The organism is Azospirillum sp. OGB3, from assembly GCF_014192915.1.
Taxonomy (GTDB): Bacteria; Pseudomonadota; Alphaproteobacteria; order Azospirillales; family Azospirillaceae; genus Azospirillum.
This window is the reverse complement of record NZ_JACHYN010000009.1, coordinates 109,931-128,215: the sequence shown is the minus strand read 5'-3', so window position 1 is coordinate 128,215 and position 18,285 is coordinate 109,931. Positions and strand designations below refer to the sequence as shown.

16 protein-coding genes and 2 tRNA genes are annotated in these 18,285 nt (G+C 68.3%); 4 read left to right on the top strand and 14 right to left on the bottom strand.

All coding sequences use genetic code 11. The annotated features are described in order from the left end of the window. Positions 1 to 8: 8 nt before the first annotated feature. Positions 9 to 233, top strand: a complete 225-nt coding sequence (locus FHW79_RS18630) for a DUF1127 domain-containing protein (RefSeq protein ID WP_247884492.1) — start codon at positions 9 to 11, stop codon at positions 231 to 233. 82 nt (positions 234 to 315) lie between these two features. Here the strand turns inward: FHW79_RS18630 and ctrA are convergent, their stop codons facing one another. Continuing rightward, entirely contained in the window at positions 316 to 1,047 is a 732-nt protein-coding gene (gene ctrA / locus FHW79_RS18625) for a response regulator transcription factor CtrA (RefSeq protein WP_014198317.1), read from the bottom strand. A gap of 277 nt (positions 1,048 to 1,324) precedes the next feature. On the opposite strand from ctrA, the gene fliI reads away from it, so the two are divergent. Both fliI and FHW79_RS18615 read left to right on the top strand, forming a co-directional pair. Further along, on the top strand, positions 1,325 to 2,671 hold the full coding sequence (gene fliI / locus FHW79_RS18620; RefSeq protein WP_014198319.1) for a flagellar protein export ATPase FliI: 1,347 nt from the start codon (positions 1,325 to 1,327) through the stop codon (positions 2,669 to 2,671). After that, positions 2,668 to 3,105 carry a flagellar FliJ family protein gene (locus tag FHW79_RS18615; RefSeq protein ID WP_109070286.1) on the top strand — a complete coding sequence of 146 codons (438 nt, stop codon included), beginning with the start codon at positions 2,668 to 2,670 and terminating at the stop codon, positions 3,103 to 3,105. The genes fliI and FHW79_RS18615 overlap by 4 nt, the downstream gene beginning before the upstream one ends. 27 nt (positions 3,106 to 3,132) lie before the next feature. Here the strand turns inward: FHW79_RS18615 and FHW79_RS18610 are convergent, their stop codons facing one another. The 11 genes from FHW79_RS18610 to fliF all read right to left on the bottom strand — a co-directional run bounded on the left by FHW79_RS18610 (position 3,133) and on the right by fliF (position 16,652). After that, positions 3,133 to 4,758 carry a sensor domain-containing diguanylate cyclase gene (locus FHW79_RS18610; protein WP_183180328.1) on the bottom strand — a complete coding sequence of 542 codons (1,626 nt, stop codon included), beginning with the start codon at positions 4,756 to 4,758 and terminating at the stop codon, positions 3,133 to 3,135. Positions 4,759 to 4,883: 125 nt separating this feature from the next. After that, entirely contained in the window at positions 4,884 to 5,246 is a 363-nt protein-coding gene (locus FHW79_RS18605) for a hypothetical protein (RefSeq protein ID WP_183180327.1), read from the bottom strand. 14 nt (positions 5,247 to 5,260) lie between these two features. Next, positions 5,261 to 7,312 (bottom strand): hypothetical protein, encoded by a 2,052-nt coding sequence (locus FHW79_RS18600; protein WP_211108369.1) that lies wholly within the window; start codon positions 7,310 to 7,312, stop codon positions 5,261 to 5,263. A gap of 7 nt (positions 7,313 to 7,319) precedes the next feature. Beyond that, positions 7,320 to 8,114: a MinD/ParA family protein gene (locus FHW79_RS18595; protein WP_014198325.1), complete on the bottom strand. Its 795-nt coding sequence runs from the start codon at positions 8,112 to 8,114 to the stop codon at positions 7,320 to 7,322. Further along, complete coding sequence (locus FHW79_RS18590; protein WP_014198326.1) at positions 8,111 to 9,172, bottom strand: GTPase; 1,062 nt, start codon at positions 9,170 to 9,172, stop codon at positions 8,111 to 8,113. The genes FHW79_RS18595 and FHW79_RS18590 overlap by 4 nt, the downstream gene beginning before the upstream one ends. A gap of 43 nt (positions 9,173 to 9,215) precedes the next feature. Then, the gene (gene flhA / locus FHW79_RS18585; protein ID WP_183180326.1) at positions 9,216 to 11,378 is read right to left on the bottom strand and encodes a flagellar biosynthesis protein FlhA; all 2,163 of its coding nucleotides are present in this window, start codon (positions 11,376 to 11,378) and stop codon (positions 9,216 to 9,218) included. Positions 11,379 to 11,413: 35 nt separating this feature from the next. Continuing rightward, complete coding sequence (locus FHW79_RS18580; RefSeq protein ID WP_183180325.1) at positions 11,414 to 12,952, bottom strand: sigma-54 dependent transcriptional regulator; 1,539 nt, start codon at positions 12,950 to 12,952, stop codon at positions 11,414 to 11,416. Between the two features lies 1 nt (position 12,953). Further along, positions 12,954 to 13,820 (bottom strand): MotA/TolQ/ExbB proton channel family protein, encoded by an 867-nt coding sequence (locus FHW79_RS18575; protein WP_114858039.1) that lies wholly within the window; start codon positions 13,818 to 13,820, stop codon positions 12,954 to 12,956. Continuing rightward, positions 13,817 to 14,146 (bottom strand): flagellar motor switch protein FliN, encoded by a 330-nt coding sequence (gene fliN / locus FHW79_RS18570; RefSeq protein WP_014198330.1) that lies wholly within the window; start codon positions 14,144 to 14,146, stop codon positions 13,817 to 13,819. The genes FHW79_RS18575 and fliN overlap by 4 nt, the downstream gene beginning before the upstream one ends. Positions 14,147 to 14,212: 66 nt before the next feature. Next, positions 14,213 to 14,983 (bottom strand): FliH/SctL family protein, encoded by a 771-nt coding sequence (locus FHW79_RS18565; RefSeq protein WP_183180324.1) that lies wholly within the window; start codon positions 14,981 to 14,983, stop codon positions 14,213 to 14,215. 4 nt (positions 14,984 to 14,987) lie between these two features. Beyond that, the gene (fliF, locus tag FHW79_RS18560; protein WP_183180323.1) at positions 14,988 to 16,652 is read right to left on the bottom strand and encodes a flagellar basal-body MS-ring/collar protein FliF; all 1,665 of its coding nucleotides are present in this window, start codon (positions 16,650 to 16,652) and stop codon (positions 14,988 to 14,990) included. Positions 16,653 to 17,237: 585 nt separating this feature from the next. On the opposite strand from fliF, the gene FHW79_RS18555 reads away from it, so the two are divergent. After that, entirely contained in the window at positions 17,238 to 17,714 is a 477-nt protein-coding gene (locus FHW79_RS18555; RefSeq protein ID WP_348984215.1) for a helix-turn-helix transcriptional regulator, read from the top strand. Between the two features lie 231 nt (positions 17,715 to 17,945). Here FHW79_RS18555 and FHW79_RS18550 read toward each other — a convergent pair. Both FHW79_RS18550 and FHW79_RS18545 read right to left on the bottom strand, forming a co-directional pair. Then, positions 17,946 to 18,021 (bottom strand) — tRNA-Ala (locus tag FHW79_RS18550). A 29-nt stretch (positions 18,022 to 18,050) separates the two neighbouring features. Beyond that, positions 18,051 to 18,137, bottom strand: a tRNA-Leu gene (locus FHW79_RS18545). Between the last annotated feature and the right edge of the window lie 148 nt (positions 18,138 to 18,285).

The window sequence follows — 18,285 nt, the reverse complement described above, 5'->3', positions numbered from 1 at the left end:
GTCGGATCATGAGCAGGAGAGCGCTGGGCGCCGTTTCCTCAGACCGGGGCATGGTGTCTCTCGGCGGCGCGCGACGCTTTGCCGAGCGGGCGTTCGGCGAGGTTCTGGGAATGATCGAGCGCCACCGGCAGCGCCGCTCCCTGGCGGCGCTGGACGATCATCTGCTGCGCGATGTCGGGTTGAGCCGCACCGAAGCCCGCCGGGAGACCGACAAGGCCTTCTGGCAGGAGTGACCATGGTCGTGGCGGGCCCGAGCCCGCCGTTCGCCAGGGCCGTTCACCAAAATGACTGTCAACGGTGACGGGCGGTCGGCGGTCAGCCGGCCGCCTGCGCCTGCTGGTGCGGGACGCGGGGGATTGGGGACGCGTCCTCGTGCGGGTCGCGCAGCACATAGCCGCGGCCCCACACCGTCTCGATGTAATTGTCGCCCTGGGTCGCCGCCGCCAGCTTCTTGCGCAGCTTGCAGACGAAGACGTCGATGATCTTCAGCTCCGGCTCGTCCATGCCGCCGTAGAGATGGTTCAGGAACATCTCCTTGGTCAGGGTCGTGCCCTTGCGCAGGGACAGCAGTTCCAGGATGCCGTATTCCTTGCCGGTCAGGTGGAGCGGCTGGTTGTCCACCTCCACCGTGCGGGTGTCCAGGTTCACGGTCAGGCGGCCGGTGCGGATGATGCTGTCGGAATGGCCCTTGGAGCGGCGGACGATCGCCTGGATGCGGGCGATCAGCTCGCGCTTGTCGAAGGGCTTGGTCAGATAATCGTCGGCGCCGAAGCCCAAACCCTTGATCTTGTGGTCCAGCTCCGACAGGCCGGAAAGAATGAGGATCGGCGTGGTCACACGGGCGGCGCGCAGGCGGCGCAGCACCTCGTAGCCGTCGATGTCCGGCAGCATCAGGTCGAGGATGATGATGTCGTAATCGTACAACTTGCCGATTTCGAGTCCATCCTCACCGAGGTCGGTAGAGTCGACGATGTAGCCTTCCGACTGGAGCATCAGTTCGATGCTCTTGGCCGTGGAGGAGTCGTCTTCGACCAGCAGAACCCTCATGGCGGTATCCCGATGTTAGATGGCGCGTTTCTGGCTTCCGATGCGGCGTTGCTTTCCCGCAGTTCTTTAACCAATTCCCTTAACAGATCGGCGGGTCTGTTTACACAAGTTAACAGACGATTCAGCTTAACGCCAGAGGCATAGCACTTCATTTAACGTTAATGTTTTTGGACGAGCATGACGCGGGCGGCATGGCGGCGGACTCCCGGCCCACCGCAAATTGCGCCGTCCGCGCCCGGCTCACCCGTCCCATTCCCGTTCGCTGATCCGCAAGACCGTGCCCGCCGACGTCGCCCGCATCCTTCAGGAAATCGAGTCCGTCTCCGGCTGCAGCCGGTTCGGGCGGGTCACCGCCGTGCTCGGCCTGCTGGTCGAGGTCGGGGGGATCGAGAAGGAATTGTCGGTGGGCGGGCGCTGCATCGTCGAATCCCGCGACGGCCGGCAGGTCCCCTGCGAGGTGGTCGGTTTCCGCCAGGGACGCGCGCTGCTGATGCCCTTCGGCTCCATCGACGGGGTCGGGTTGGGCTGCCGCGCGCTGGTCTCGGACAGCCAGCCCATGGTCTTTCCGACGGAGGCGTGGCTCGGCCGCGTCATCAACGCGCTGGGCGAACCGGTGGACGGCAAGGGGCCCCTGCCCAAGGGAACGCACGGCGTTCCCATCCGCAACAACCCGCCGCCCGCCCATTCCCGCGCCCGCGTGGGCGAGAAGCTGGACCTGGGCATCCGCGCGATCAACGCCTTCCTCACCTGCTGCCGCGGCCAGCGCATGGGCATCTTCGCCGGCTCCGGCGTCGGCAAGTCGTCGGTGATGTCGATGCTCGCCCGCTTCTCCGGCGCGGAGGTCGCGGTGATCGGGCTGATCGGCGAACGCGGGCGCGAGCTTCAGGAATTCATCACGGAGGATCTCGGGGAGGAGGGGCTGGCGCGCAGCGTCGTGGTCTGCGCCACCTCCGACGAGGCGCCGCTGATGCGCCGTCAGGCCGCCTACATGACGCTGGCCGTGGCGGAGGCCTTCCGCGACGCCGGCTGCAACGTGCTGTGCATGATGGACAGCGTGACCCGCTTCGCCATGGCCCAGCGCGAGATCGGCCTGTCGGCCGGCGAGCCGCCGACGACCAAGGGCTACCCCCCGACCGTCTTCGCCGAGCTGCCGCGCCTGCTGGAACGCGCCGGGCCGGGCCTCAGCGGGTCGGGCTCCATCACCGGCCTGTTCACCGTGCTGGTGGAGGGCGACGACCACAACGAGCCCATCGCCGACGCCGTGCGCGGCATCCTGGACGGCCACATCGTCCTGGAGCGTCAGATCGGCGAGCGCGGACGCTACCCGGCCATCAACATCCTGCGCAGCGTGTCGCGCACCATGCCCGGCTGCAACTCCCCCATGGAGAACGAGCTGGTCAACCACGCGCGGCGGCTGATGTCGTCCTACGACAACATGGCGGAGATGATCCGCCTGGGCGCCTACCGCAAGGGCACCGACCCGCAGGTGGACGAGGCCATCCATTTCCAGCCGGCCTTGGAGGCGTTCCTGAAGCAGGGCAAGCGCGAGGCGACCGACCTCGACAACAGCTACGCCCAGCTCGCCGCCATCTTCGGCATTGAACAGTGGCCGCCGCAAGAATGAGCAGTCTGAAGACCATCATCCGCCTCCAGAAGTGGAAGCTCGACGAGAAGCGCCGGGCGCTGGCGGAACTCCAGAACCTCGCCGACCGGCTCCAGGCCGAGATCGAGCGGCTGAAGGAGGAGATCGCGGCGGAGCGCGACACCGCCCGCGGCAACGTCGAATACGCCTTCACCTACAGCAACTACATCCAGGCGGCGATGGAGCGCGGCAAGCGGCTGACCCAGTCCATGGGGCAGGTGGAAGCCCAGATCGCCGTCGCCACCGACGAGATGGCCGAAGCCTTCCAGGAGCTGAAGCGCTACGAGCTGGCCGAGGAGGAGCGGCTGAAGCGCGAGAAGGAAAAGCTGAAGCGCAAGGAAGCCACCATGCTGGACGAGACCGCGCTGGTCGGCTTCCGCCGCCGCCAGCAGGAGGAGAGCAGCGTCGAATCCTGACGTCCCGCTTCGACCGGCCCGGCCCGCTCAGGTTGCCAGGGCGGTGTCGGTGGGAAGATCCGAATAGGACACCACGCGCGCGCGGCCGGCGCGTTTGGCGGCGTACAGCGCCCGGTCGGCGTTCTGAAGCGCCAAGGTCAGGTCCGCCGCGTCCGTCGGCCACAGCGCAACACCAATGCTGCAGCCGATCTGGATGTCCAGGTCGTCCACCCGGATCGGGGCGGACACGCTGTCGATGATCCGTCTGGCGACGTCCAGGGCGTAATGCCCCTGTTGGCCGTCCGGCAGCGCGAGCAGCACCGCGAACTCGTCGCCGCCGAGGCGCGCGGCGAAGTCCCCTTGGCGCACGCAACGCCCCAGCCGGGTTCCGATTTCCTTCAGCACGATGTCACCGGTGTGGTGACCGTGCTCGTCGTTGATCGGCTTGAACCCGTCGAGGTCGATGTAGAGGATCGCGAGCGGATCGCGATCCTGTGCGGGCTGTTCCCGAAGGCGTTCCACGTGAGCCTCGAAGAAACGACGGTTGGCGAGCCCGGTCAGGCGATCCTCGAAGGCGATGGCGCTCAGCGTCCGCCCCATCGTCCGCATCGCTTGGGCGACCTGACCGATCTCCGACGTGTGGAGCGGCGCCGGGATGCAGGGGGCGTTGGGATCGAAGAGGTCCGAGGATAGGAACGCCGCCGACGCCTTGAGGTCCCGCAGACCGCGCAGGACCATCACCTCCATCAGCACCCAGACACCTCCGGCGATGAGGAGCACCACGCCGGCCATGACGCCGGTTCCCAGCATCAGGTTCCGGTCGGCCGCCGCCAGAATGTCGTCGCGCGCGACGGCGACGACGATCTTGGCGCCGGTTTCCTCCAGGGTCGAGAAACCGCTGATCCGGGGAACGCCGTCCAGGCCCTCGCCTTCGATGATGCCCACCTCTTCCCGCAGGATGCTGCGGAGCATCGGATGATCGGCCATCGGTTGGCCGACGAGACCCTGCGGGTCCGGAACACGGGCGAGGATCGTCCCCTGTGAATCGAACAGCGACACGATGCCACCGGACTCGTGGGCGATCTCCGTGGACAACTCCGCGAGCCAGCCCAGATCCACCCCCGCCACCAGCATGCGGCTGACCGACCCGTCGTCATCGAGGATCGGCAGGGCGGTGACCACGCGCGGCTGCTTGCTGTTCTGGCCGATCAGAAAGTTGCTGACCGTGAAGCCGCGCGTCGCCAGGGCTTTACGGAAATAGTCACGATCGGCCACGTTCATGGGCCGATTCCTGTTGCTGCTGCACAACAGGTTGCCATCGGGGTTGAACAGCGCGAACCCGGTGCTCCAAGGGTAAAGGTTGGTCGCCTGTTTCAACATCGTCGCGCAACGTTCGGGACTCGCCTCCCGGATGTCGGGGACCAGGGTGAGAAGCTGGAGGACGCTGTGGGCCTGCTGCACGATCTGCGCTTGCTGCTGCGCTCCCCGGTCGGCCAGCAGGCGGGTGGCCTCACGCGCCCGCTCGATGTCCTGGCTGCGCTCTTGAAGCAGAAGCACGACGACCAGACCCACCATCGGAAGAAGGGCGAGCAGGATGAAGGCTTCGAGGCGTGCGCGAAGCCCGACGCGCGCCCAGAGGGTTTGGGCGCGTCTTAATATCCGTGTACGTTTCACCAGACTCATCCACGCACCGACCGACCCGCTTTATTCTCATGCGGGTTGAGGAAATCAAGCGGCGAAAGCTGTGACTTGGCGCGGTGCAGCCATGCCGAACGCACGCCGGGGTGTGGCGTGGGGGATCAGACGCGCCGCATCCGGGAGAAAAGATGCGGGTTCTCCCAACCGGGCTGACGGTCCTCGATGACCACGCGCTGACGGACAGGCAGGGTCCGCTCCACCGTGACTTCGACCCAGCGGGGAATCAACTCGTTGTTCAGGTCGTCGAGAACGGCGACGGCCAGCGCCTCCGGCCCGGCGGTTGCCGCGCTTCCGGAAAGGGCGCCGAGATAAGCGGCGACGCCGTCCGGCGTGGCGACCGCGCGGTCGGGAACGTAGCGCAGGGTCAGGCGGGTGCCGGGTGCCGGTTCCCCGTGCAACTCCACCAGATAATCGTGGCGGGCGTCCGGGTTGGTGGCGGTGGTCAGAAACTCGCGGCGGTGCATGGCGTCCGGGTTCGTCAGGCGGTGTAGCTGCTGCCGCCGGCCCCGGTCCGGGTCAGCTTGACCCAGCATTTGGCGCCGGACTGGAAGGACAAGCCGCCGATGTAGCCGACGGCACGGATGCTGTCCGCGAAAATCTGGATCAGGTCCAGGCGGATCTCCGGCGACAGCGGGGTGTGGCTGCGCAGGATCAGGTCGAACCGGTTGGGCTGCACCAGCCCGTCGAGCTGCATGGGGCCGAGGCGGCTGAGGTCGAGGTCGAGCAGGAAGCGGCTCCCCTTGTCGCCGCCCTTACGGCCCGTCTTGCCATCCTCTTCCGAATTTATGGGATGGATGTGCAGCTTGATCGGGAGCAGCCCGTTGGCGTCCATCATCGGCAGGGTGTAGGGGCGCCAGTCGCCGGGAAGGGGATCGCCGGCCTGCTGCTGAAGGCTGCGGAATTCGCGCTCCAACTGGGATAGCAGGCTCCCCTGGCCGGATTTCTCCAGGGCGGCGGCGGCGTCCTCGCCCAGCCAGCCGCGGGCGTCGCCGCCGCGGATCGCCGACAGGAAGAAACTCATCGCCGCGCCGAGCTTGCGGTTCGGCTGCGGCATCACCGTGCCGATCAGCGCCTGCGCGGCGGAGCGGTCCACTCCGGCGAGGGTGGCCAGGAGCTGGCGCATGGCGGGCCAGTCCCGCTCGCTCAGCGGTCCCGGCTCGGCGGCGAGCGGGGGCGGCGCGGTCTGGAGCGCCTTGGCGGGGTCGGTCAAGGCGGCGGTGACGGCGCTGCCCTGCGGCAGGCTCGCCTGGACGTTGAGTGCCAGCATGCCCTGCGGCGTGGCGAGGATCGGCTGGCCCTGCGGCGTGCTGCCGGCCACCGTGCCCTTCAGCACCGGCCCGTCGGGCGTCTCCGGCGTTGCCGGGGAAGCGCCGGAGTCTGTGCTGGGCATCGCGGGCGCTGCGGTGGGGGTTGCGGTGCTGCGGGGCGAGGCAGGGGCCGATTGCGGTGCCGCCGGGGGCGGAGAACCGGGTTGGGTCGGGGCGCCGTCCTTGCGGAGCGGGTTGCCGGCGCTCTGGCCGTCCGATGGCGGAGACCCGTCGTCCGGCGGGGCTGCCTGCGGCTGGTCCGGCGGGGGCGTGACGGTCAGGATCTTGAGAGCGACGGTGCCGCCCTGGGTCAGGACCGGTTCCCCGGCAGGTTTCGCGAGGGTCGGTTTCGTGGGGGAGGCAACCTCCGGGAGGTCCCCTCCGGGATGCGCCGCATCGCCGCCGAGTTCCACCGTGGTGTCGAGCATCGGTTTGCCGGGGAGCGGCGATGCGCTGGAAGGCGTGGACGGCGCCTGCGGGGTGGGGGCCGCGTTGGGCTGACCGGCTTGTGTCGGTGGCGGAGCTTGGCCGCCGTCGGTGACGGGGAGGGGAGCGGGTGCCGCCGGTGTGGCGGTGGGCTGGCCGGGCAGGGCCGCGCCCGGCGGGGCCGGGGGCTTCGGTGCCGCGGCGATGACCAGCGCGGGGACGACGGTTCCCGGCAGCAGCAGGGGAAGCGGCTGGCCCGTTGGTCCTATTGTCGGCGTGGCGGACCCCGGGCTGGGCAGGATCACCACCGGCGTCGCGGAGCCCTGGGGGGACGTCGTTCCGGTCTGGCCGGGAACGGCCTGCGGCGGCCCGCCGGCCGTCGGTGAGCTTGGTGCGTGAGGTGGTGTGGCCGGCGCCATGGTCTGGGTGCCCTGGGTCAGCACCAGGACCTTCGCCGCGAGACTCTGGGTGGGGGAGGCCGCAGCGGGGTCGGTCGATGCCGCCTGCTCCAGCAGCACCTGCGCCGGGGTGATCTGGAGTGTCACCGGCTTGTCGGCGGGCAGCGGCGTCGGGGTCTGCACAAGCAGCTCGCCGGCCTGGGTGCGCACGCGGGCCAAGCCCTCCGGCGTGGTGCCGACGACGGTGCCGGTCAGCACCACCGGGCGGGCGATGTCCTGCAACCGCTCCGGCAGGGCCTTGACCGTGCCCTCGGCGACCGTCACCGGGGCGGGCGCGGGGGTGGCCGCCGCCGGGGCGGCGGGCGCGCCGGCGGCTGTGGGAGGAAGGGCGCCCCCCATCCCGGCCTTACTGGCCGTTCAGAAGCCGCTGGGCGATGGCCAGCACGTCCCGCGCAGCGTCGGAGCTGGGGGAGCGGGTCAGCAGCGGCGACTGGTTGCGGATGGCGTCGCGCACCTTCAGGTCGCGGCGGATGATGCCGGCCAGGGCGGGCTTGTATTTCAGGAAGTTCTGGCAGGCCTTCAGGATGGTGCCGTAGGTGCGCTCGCCGTCCTTCACGCTCTGCGCCATGTTTACCACGACGCGCAGGTCGGCGGTGGGGTTGGTGGCGTGGGTCAGCTTGATGAAGGCGTAGGCGTCGGTCAGCGAGGTCGGCTCGTCCGTCGTCACCACCAGCGTCGTCCCGGCCGGGCCGGACAGGGTGCGCACCGTGCGGTCGACGCCGGCGCCCATGTCCATGATGACGCAGTCGTAGCGCCGGGCCAGCTCCATCAGGTCGTTGCGCAGGCCGGACAGGCGCTGGCTCGGCAACTGGGCGAGCGTCCCCGAGCCGGAGCGGCCGGCGATGATGTCGAAGCCGCCCTCGGTGTAGCGCTGGGCCGCGCGGCCCAGCGTCACGTCGCCGTTGATGACCGCGCCCAGATCGTTCTTGGGCTGGAAGCCGAGCTGGATGTCGACGTTGGCGAGGCCGAGGTCGCCGTCGAACAGCAGCGAGTTCTTGCCCATCTTGGTCAGCGCGTGGGCGAGCGTGATCGAGAACCACGTCTTGCCGACGCCGCCCTTTCCACTGGCCACGGCGATGACGTTGGCACCGCGCAGCGGGTGAACGTTCTTGAGGGCGGCCGGAAACACCGGATCGGTCATGGGATGGTCCTCGACGAAGAACGAACGGCTTTGGTCTTGGCGGGGGCCGCCGGCTTGGGCCGGTTGCGCGCCGCCTTGTCCTCGGCGGGCATCATCAGGCGGGCGAAGGCCACCGGGTTCAGCGGTGTCAGCCCCTCGGCCACCTTGGAGGAAACGCTGGCGTTGCAGAAGGCCATGCGCGAACGGTGCGCGGTGCCGAGCAGGCTGCCCAGCCGACGCGCCATGTCGAGACGGGTGATCAGCATCCGCCGCACGCCCAGCGCCTTGAAGGATTGGGCGATGTCGGCGGCTTCCATGGCGTCCAGCCCGGCGGGGAGCACGAGAATCGGCTCGGCCACCCCGGCGGACAGCAAGGCCTTGAGGTCGGCCATGTCTTCCCGGTTGTAGGGGTTGCGCCCGGCGGTATCCACCAGGACGACGTCGGCACCGCGGCTGACCTCGAACGCGCCCGCGAGCGCGTCGGGGTCCTCCACCGTCGCCAGTTTGATTTTCATCAGACGCGTGAAGGCGGCCAACTGTTCCATGCCGCCGGCGCGAACCGTGTCGGTGGTGATCACGCCGACCGAGCGTTTGCGGAACACCGCCTGGGCGGCCAGCTTGGCGACGATCAGCGTCTTGCCGCTGCCCGGCGGGCCGACCAGGATCAGCGGCTTGTTGCCGCCGCGCCGGTCCTGCAGCGGGCTGAAGGTGAACATGGAGTCGAGTGCGGCGCCCAGCGCCAGCGCGGGGTCGTCGGTGTCCAGCCCGGCGGCGGCGTCGATCAGCTGCTCGGCCAGCGCGGCGGGGACGCCGTGGCGGTGCAGCACGTCGGCCACCACCTCGCCCACGTCGATCTCCGGCTCCTCCTCGACCACCACAACGGGGCGGGCGGTCCGGGTCGGCTGGGCCGTGCGCGCCTGCGCCATCAGCAGATCGTCGTCCTCCACCGCCGCGGTCACGCGAACGCCGCCGCCGTCCTCCTCGCGCGTGGCGACGATGATGGCATCGTCGCCCAGCGTCTGGCGGACCATGCGCATGGCTTCGGACATGGACTTGGCGTGGAACGACTTCAGCCGCATCGGCCCGCTCCCCGCCCGTCACACTGGTTCGTCATGGCCTGCATCAGATCTGCCCCAGGGTCTTGATCCGCGCCTTGGGGTGGATCTCGTTCTGCGACATCACCACGGTGGCCGGCCGGAACCGCTCGACGATCGAGCGGACGAAGGGACGGATCAGGGGGCTGGTCAACAGGACGGGGGTCTCGCCCATCATGGCGTGTCGCTCGAAGGTTTGGCGGACCGAAGTGATGAATTGCTGAAGCCGGCTCGGCGCCATCGTCAGTTGCCGGTCGTCGCCATCGCCCACCAGCGATTCCGCGAACGCCTGCTCCCATTCGGGGGACAGGGTGACGAGCGGGATGACTCCCATCTCGTTGATGTTCGCGTCGCAGATCTGCCGCGCCAGGCGCGTGCGCACATGCTCGGTGATCTGCGTGATGCTGCGGGTTTGGCTTGCCGCTTCGGACACGCCCTCCAGAATGGTCGCAAGATCGCGTACCGAAACCCGTTCTGCAAGCAGGTTCTGCAACACCCGTTGCAATCCGCCCACAGTGATCTGCGCCGGCACCACGTCGGCGATCAGCTTCTGGTGCTCCTTGTCCAGCTCGTCCAGCAGCTTCTGAGTCTCGGTGAAGGACAGCAGCTCCGGCATGTTGTCCTTGATGAGTTCGGTCAGGTGCGTGGTGATGACCGTGGACGGGTCGACCACCGTGTAGCCCTTGAACAGAGCCTCCTCGCGGTAGCCCGGCTCGATCCAGATGGCCGGCAGGCCGAAGGTCGGCTCCACCGTCTGCTCGCCCGGCAGGCTCATCGCCTCGCCGCGCGGGTCCATGACCAGCAGCATGTTCGGGCGGATGTCGCCGCGCCCCGCCTCGATCTCCTTGACGCGGATGATGTAGGCGTTGGGCGGAAGCTGGAGGTTGTCCTGGATGCGCACGGCGGGCATGACGAATCCGACCTCGCCGGCGATCTGGCGGCGCAGCCCCTTGATCTGGTCGGTCAGCCGGTGGCTGCCCGCCTGCGGCTGGTTGATCAGCGACAGCAGGCCGTAGCCCAGCTCCAGCCGGATCAGGTCGATGGCCAGCGCCGTGGCGATCGGCTCGTCGGCCACCGGGGCGGCCCCGCCGCCCGGCCCGCCCATGCCCGCGGCCTCGGCGGCGGCGGCTTCCGCCTCCTCCGCCTCCTTCTTCGCGCGCATCTTCGGCAGATACCAGGCGGCGGCCCCGACGGCGGCGACCACCGGCAGGAAGGGCAGCATCGGCATGCCCGGCATCAGGGCCAGAAGGCCGATGGCACCCGCCGACAGGCCCAGCGCGCTGACATGGTTGGTGAGCTGGCCGACCACCGCCTTGTCGGTGGAGCCGCCGGTGCCAGCCTTCGAAACCAGGAAGCCGGCGGAGATGGAGATGACCAGCGCCGGGATCTGCGAGACGAGGCCGTCGCCGATGGTCAGCTTGGTGAAGGTGTCCAGCGCCTGCATGATCGGCATGTCGTAGCGCAGGACCGCCAGCGACACGCCGCCGATGATGTTGATGAACATGATCATCAGGCCGGCGACGGCGTCGCCCTTCACGAACTTCGACGCACCGTCCATGGAGCCGAAGAAGGCGCTTTCGTCCTCCAGCTCCTTGCGCTTGGCGCGGGCGGTGGTCTCGTCGATCATGCCGGCGGACAGGTCGGCGTCGATGGCCATCTGCTTGCCGGGCATGGCGTCCAGGGTGAAGCGCGCCGCCACTTCGGCGATGCGGCCCGAACCGGCGGTGATCACCTTGAAGTTCACGATCGTCAGGATCGCGTAGACGATCACGCCGATGATGAAGTCGCCGCCCATGACGAAGCCGGCGAAGGCCTCGATCACATGGCCCGCCGCCGCCGTGCCCTCATGCCCCTGGGTCAGGATCAGGCGGGTCGACGCCATGTTCAGCGACAGGCGCAGCAGCGTCGTGATGAGCAGGATGGTTGGGTAGGACGACAGCTCCAGCGGCTTTTCGATGAACAACACCACCATCAGGATCAGGATCGAGATGGTGACGTTCAGCCCGAGCATCATGTCGAGCAGCATCGGCGGCAGCGGCAGGATCAGCCCGACGACGATCAGCATGATGCCGGCCGCCATCACGATGTCGCCGCGCTTCAGCGCCCCCTTGGCGACGGCCACCATGTCGGTCAGCGCGGACATGTTGCCGCCGCCCGCTCGCGCGCCCGGATTGTGTTCGGTCAGTGCCATGCCGCCGCTCCTCCGCCTTTCCCCCGATCAGCGGATCAGTAGGCCGCCCGTTCCTCGCTGCCCGGCGGCGGCACCGGCACGCCCTCCTCGCTGTACTGCTTCAGCTTGTTGCGCAGCGTGCGGATCGAGATGCCCAGGATGTTCGCCGCGTGGGTGCGGTTGCCCAGGCAGTGCGACAGCGTGCCGATGATCAGGTCGCGCTCGACCTCGGCCACCGTGCGCCCGACGAGGCCCTGGACGGCCGGGGCGCCGGGCGCCGCTCCGGCATTGCCGTAGGACGATGCCCCGGCGTTGCCGTAGGCCGCCGCTCCCGCGGCGTGGCCCGGAGGCGGTGCGTAGGAGGTCGGGTAGCCGGGCGCCGGCTGCCCATAGCCGCGCGGCGCCTGCGGCACCGTGCCGCCCGGTCCGGCGAAGGGGTTGGCGACCGGCGAATTGGTCGGGATCGACGCCTGCGCCGAGCCTTCCGGGGCGAGCATCTGGCTGGTCAGCATGATCGCGTCCGGCCCCACCGTCTCCGCCTTGGAGAGCAGCACGGCGCGGTGCATGGTGTTTTCCAGCTCGCGCACGTTGCCGCGCCAGTGGTGGGCGCGCAGCATCAGCAGCGCGTCGTCCGACAGCCGCTTCTCGCCCAGCCCGTTGGCCTGCGCGTATTTCTTCAGGAAATGGTCGGCGATCATCGGGATGTCGGCCGGCCGTTCGCGCAGGGACGGGATGGCGACGCTGAAGACGTTCAGGCGGAAATAGAGGTCCTCGCGGAAGTTGCCGGCGCGGACCTCGTTCTCCAGGTTGCGGTTGGAGGTGGCGATCAGGCGGACGTTGACCTTCACCGGCTGGGACGAGCCGATGCGGTCGATCTCCTTCTCCTGGATGGCGCGCAGCAGCTTGGCCTGGAGCCGCGGGTGCATCTCCGACAGCTCGTCGAGCAGCAGGGTGCCGCCGTTGGCCTCCTCGAAGCGGCCCAGCCGGCGGGCGACGGCGCCGGTGAAGGCGCCCTTCTCATGGCCGAACAGCTCCGATTCCAGCAGGTTCTCCGGGATGGCCGCGCAGTTCACCGCGACGAAGGGCGCGTCGGAGCGCCGGCTCTTGCGGTGGATGTAGCGGGCCATCAGCTCCTTGCCGGTGCCGCTCTCGCCGGTGATCAGCACGGAGGCGTCGCTGGGCGCCACCTGGTCCGCCAGCCGCAGGGTCGCCAGCATGGCCGGGTCCTGGCAGACGATGGCGTGGCTTTCCTCCGCCACCGCTTCCAGCACGGCGGCGATCAGTTCCGCGTCGGGGGGCAGGGGGATGTATTCCTTCGCGCCGGCGCGGATCGCCTTCACCGCCGCCGCCGCGTCGGTGCCGATGCCGCAGGCCACCACGGGAATGGTGATCCGTTCCGCCTTCAGGCTTTCGATGAAGGTCGCGATGTCGAGTTTGACGTCGATCATCACGAGGTCCGCCCCCGCCGCCGCGCGCAGGGCGTTCAGGGCGCCCGCGATGCTGTCGGTGTGGGACACCTTCGCCCCGCGCTGCATGGCGATCTTGCCAGCGGCGGTGATGTACCCTTCCAACGTTCCAACGATCAGCAGACGCATCTTACGCTCCCCTCGGAGAACCCCGGTCGGAGTCCCGGTCGAAGTACTGAATCCGCTTTCCAGGCGGAAGAACGGCGTTCAGGAGCATCTCCAGACGCCGCGGATTTTCCTGACGCGCGATGGATACCGCGCCGATGGTGTAGAGAGTCTTGACGAGCGCGTCCTCTTCCGCCGTCCGCTCCACCTTGGCGGCCAGCGGCGCCAGCGCGACGTTGCCGAGCACCGCCCCGTAGAAGGTGGTCAGCAGGGCCAGCGCCATCGCCGGGCCGATGCTCGACGGGTCGTTCAGACTGCCCAGCATCTGGACGAGGCCGACCAGCGTGCCGATCAGCCCCATGGCCGGCGCCACCTCCGACGCGCGGCGCAGCACGCCGGCGCTCTTGACCTTGCCGGCGCCCGACGCCTCGACCTCGCCGATCAGCATCCGCTCGATGTCATCGGGCGGCAGCCCCTCGGCCACCAGCGTGACCGAGCGGTGCAGGAAGGACTCGTGCTTCAGCTCCGGCAGGACGTTGCGCAGCGTCTCCGGCGCGCGCCGCGCCGCCTCGGCGAGCAGCAGCACCTGCCGGGCCACGCCGCGCGGGTCGCTGGTCCGGTGGATCAGCACCGCCCCGGCGTCGCGCCACGCGATGGCCACGTCGGACAGCGAGAAGGAGGCGGTGGTGACCGCCAGCGTGCCGCCCAGCACGATGATGAGCGACGGCGGGTCGACGAAGGCGCGCAAACTGCCGCCCGACGCCATGGCGACGAAGATGACCACGGCGGCGGCGGCCAGGCCGACCAGCGTCGCCATGTCCACCCCGCCGCGCGGGCGGGCCGAACGCCCGCCCCGGCGGGACGATTCGGCGCTGTCTCGTGTGAGGCTCATCCGCGGTCCGACTTGATGATTTCGGTCATGGTGATGCCCAGCCGGTCTTCCACCACCACGACCTCGCCGCGGGCGACCAGACGGTTGTTCACGTAGATGTCGATGGCCTCGCCGACCTTGCGGTCCAGCTCCACCACCGCGCCGCGCCCGAGCTTGAGCAGCTGGCTGACCTGCATGGTCGATTTGCCGAGCACGGCGGAGATCTGGACGGGGATGTCGTAGACCGCTTCCAGATCCTTGGCCGGACCCAGGCCGGTCTCATACTCCGCAATGTCGCTGCGGCCGCCGCCGTCCAACTCGTCGAGGGAGAAGCTGTCCTTGGCCATCGAAGTCTCCAGAAGCCCTTAGAACCTCAAAAAAATCCTGTTCGCCGCCATCGGTCCGCCGGGGCGTCAGCCCGGCGGCGCCTCCAGCAGGCCGGCCATCCGCCGTTCGATCTGGACGAGCAGGCCGGCGGTGTCGCGCTCCACCCCGCCTTCGGCCCATTCGATCCGGCAGCTTCCCGGCGCCAGCGCGGAATCGCCGACCACCATCAGCTTGGCGCCGAAGCCGCGGGCCGCGATCACCTGGTCGAGATGCTCGCGCACCGCGTCCACCGTGTCGTCGGCGACGCGCACCACCAGGCGCGGCTCGTCGATCAGGTCGGTCAGGCAGGCGCGGACCAGCCCTTCCACCTCCATCAGCCCGCCGCGCCGCGCCAGTTCCGGCATCAGCTTGCGGACGATGGCCAGCGCGATGTGCACGGGCTGGTCGGCCCGCTGGGCGCTGGTCGCGTAATGCTCGTTCAGCAGATGCTGCACGCCGTTGCCGACGGTTTCCAGCGCGTTGGCGATCCGCGCCTGCACCGTCGCCTCGATCTCGACGCGGGCCTGCTCGTAGCCGTCCTTGCGGCCGGCGTTGTTGCCGTCCACGAACCCCTTGCCGTAGCCCACCGATTTTCCGGCGGTCTCGCCCTCGGCATAGCCCTCGGCGCGGGCGGCGGCCAGATCGGCCTCGCCGAACACCGGGGGCGGCGGCTCGGGCGGCAGCTCCGGCTCCGGTTCGGGCTCCGGTTCCGGCAGGGGAATGTTGTCGAAATAGTCGTCGTCGGCCTGGAGCTGGCGGCGCGGCGGCGCGTCCACGTCGAAGGACTCGTCGAACAGGAACTTGCGGACCGAACTCATCGCGTCAGCTCTCCTGATACAGCCAGTTGCGCAGGATCGACACCGCTTCCTCCGGATGCTTCTCCACGATCTCGCCCACCTTGCGCAGCGAGGAAGCGCGGACGCGGCCTTCGACGCGGTTGATGTCGATCATCTGCTCCAGCTCCTCGTCGGCCTGGGCGGCCTCCAGGGCGAGATCCTGGGCCAGCGCGCCGGTCGGCGCGGCCAGCGCGGCGGGCATGCCGCCCTGGTCGGCCAGCAGGCGGTCCATGTCGTCCTCCTCCTGCTGGTCGGCCTTCTCGAAGGCACGGGTGATCAGTGGGCGGATGACCAGCAGGATGATCAGCACAGCGACGATGCCCAGCACGACCATCTCCGCGATGCGGAACAGGTCGTCCTTGGTCATGCCGAGGAACAGCTCCTCCGGCTTCTGGATGTCGTCTTCCGGCGACCAGAAGCGCATGTTGATGACTTCCAGCGTGTCGCCGCGCACGGCGTCGAGGCCGACGGCGGAGCGGACGAGCGCCTTGATGCTCTCAAGCTCCTGCTCCGGCCGCGGCTGGTAGGCCGCCGGGTTGCCGTCCTTGGGCAGGCTGTAGGTGCCGTCGACCAGAACCGCGACCGACAGGCGGCGGACCTGCCCGGATTCGCGGACGTGGTTCTTGGTGGTCCGGCTGATCTCGTAGTTGATCGTCTCTTCGCTGCGGTTCTGCTTGTTCTGCGAGATCGGCCCGGCGTTGTTGCCCGACTGCGCGGTCGGCAGATTCTGGTCCACGGTGACCGGCGACAGCGGGTCGCGGTCGTGGCTCTCGTTCGCCTCGGTCACCGTCTGGGTGGAGCGGACGACCTGGCTTTCCGGATCGAAGATTTCCGACTGGGTCGTGATGCGGTCGAAGTCGAGGTCGGCCGACACCTCCGCCCGCACCTTGCCGTAGCCGACGGTGCGGCCCAGCAGATCCTCGATGATGCGGGCGACGCGGCTCTCGTAGGCGACCTTCTTCTCCTCCGCGGAGGCCAGCATGGCGTCCGCGCTGTCGTTGCCGGTGCCGCGGGCGAGCAGGGTGCCCTTGTCGTCGACGATGGAGATGCGGCTGGGGTCGAGGTTCGGCACCGAGGCGGCGATCAGGTGCTGGATCGCCTGGATGTTCTCGCGCGACAGCTGGGCGCCGGGGCGCAGCTTTATGAAGATGCTGGCCGTCGCCGGGTTCTGCTGTCGGGCGAACAGCTCGCGCTTGGGCAGCACCAGATGGACGCGGGCGCTCTGCACGCCGTTCAGCGTCTGCACCGTGCGCGCCATCTCGCCTTCGAGGGCGCGCAGGTGGTTGATGTTCTGCATGAAGCTGGTGGCGCCGAAGCCTTCGCCCTTGTCGAACAGCTCGTAGCCGATCGAGCCGCCCGACGGCAGGCCGGCGGCGGCCATCCGCATGCGGGTCGGCCCGACCTGCTCGGCGGCGACCATGATCTTCGTGCCGGTCTTGTCCACTGTGAAGGGGACCTTCGCCTCCTCCAGCTTCTTGGCGATGGCGGCGGCCTCGGTGGGCTGGAGTTCGGCGTAGAGAAGCTCCATCTCCGGGGTGGAGAGGCGCGTCATCAGATAGACGAAGAATCCGATCAAAAGCAGGCCGACGCCGCCGATGGCGGCCAGGCGCGCGGGACCCAGGTTGCGCAAGGTCTGCAGAAGGTTGTTCACGCGCCAGTCCCCGATCGGATGCCCCGGTGGATGTCCGGGAAGTTCTTGATTTCGCAGACGCAAAAAAGAAATCTGCAAAAACCGCGCCGGTCTCTGCTTTCCCGTGCATGCTGGGCTGTCTTGATGAAGAGAGTGTTAATCCGTGGGCAGAAATTGCCCAGTGCCCGGCAAATTGTGCCTACCGATGCGCGCCGGCAACGCTTCTTTGCCGACTGTAGGGCGAGGAATGGGGATCGGGCTCGCTAAAAGAGCGCGGTGGGCGGATCGTTTCCGAAGCCGACAATTAAAAATTACCCCGAAAGAACGAATGGATTGCGAGCATATACCCATTCTTATTCTGTGGTTTGTTTGGACGTAGGTAGTAAATCCCGCAACGGTGGTTGACTTTGCGACACCGACGACATAGCTGAGTTGCAATGGTCGCTTGTCCGATACCAAAAAGATCGTGGCACAAGCACGTCAGAATCTTTCCAACGCAAAACCGAATGTTGCTTCGCGCGACATGGGCTTTGCCACCGTTGCCGATGGGGGAATGCCGTGAAAAGACGTGGACGCGAAAAGAAGGAAGGCCTCAATGAGGTCGATGTGTTCGTCGGACAGCGCCTGCGCGAGTTGCGCATGCTCGCCGGTCTGAGTCAGAGCGACGTTGCGTCGGCTCTGGGGCTGACCTTCCAGCAGCTTCAGAAATACGAGCGTGGCTTCAACCGGGTTTCGGCAAGCCGGCTGTTCAAGCTGGCGCAGTTCTTCCGGGTTCCGGTTTCCGTGTTCTTCGAAGGTCTCGAAGAACGCCACGCCGCCCAGGAGGCGGGCACCGCCAGCCCCCAGACGGAGGAGTCGGAGGGCACTCTGCGCTCCCGCGAGGCGCTCATGCTCGCCCGCTACTTCCAGAACATCCGCGATCCGGAGATCCGCGGTGCGATCCGGGAACTGGCCGAACGCTGCGCCGACCAAGCCGATGGTGCCGGCGGTCCGGCCCTTGGCGAGGATGTGGATGTGGTGGATGCGCCTGCCGCGCGCGGCCGCCGCGGACGCGGTGCCGGCCACAGCGTCGGGCGGGCGTGAGGCACGGGCGGGGATGACGAGGGCTTGGCCCCATGCGATTCCCCCGCCCCGTTCCCAACCGGTGTGACCAGCCCTGCCATCCGACGGCGGGGTTATGGAAGACCGCGCAAGCCCGGTCGCCTTCAAGCCCCCCGTGGGGTGTCCGGGCGCGCGCGGTCTCGTCGAACCTTGCTGTGGCGTTGAGGCCGAATGGAAAAAGCCAGCAACCCGTCCAGGTTGCTGGCTTCATGATGGTGGAGCCAAGGAGGATCGAACTCCTGACCTCTACAATGCCATTGTAGCGCTCTCCCAGCTGAGCTATGGCCCCACTTATGATCAGACCAACACAAGAAGTGTTGGTGCGCTTGGAGGGACTCGAACCCCCACGGCCTTTCAGCCACTAGGACCTGAACCTAGCGCGTCTACCAATTCCGCCACAAGCGCATCGTCTGCTCTTTGTCCCGCGCCCTCGGGGTGACGCGGGAGCGCTGATATAGCCGTGCCGCCGCTGGTGCTCAAGCGAAATCGTTCGAAAGGGCGTTTTTTCCGGGGTAGGGCGTTCATTCCCTTCGGTGCACTCCGGGCGTGCGGG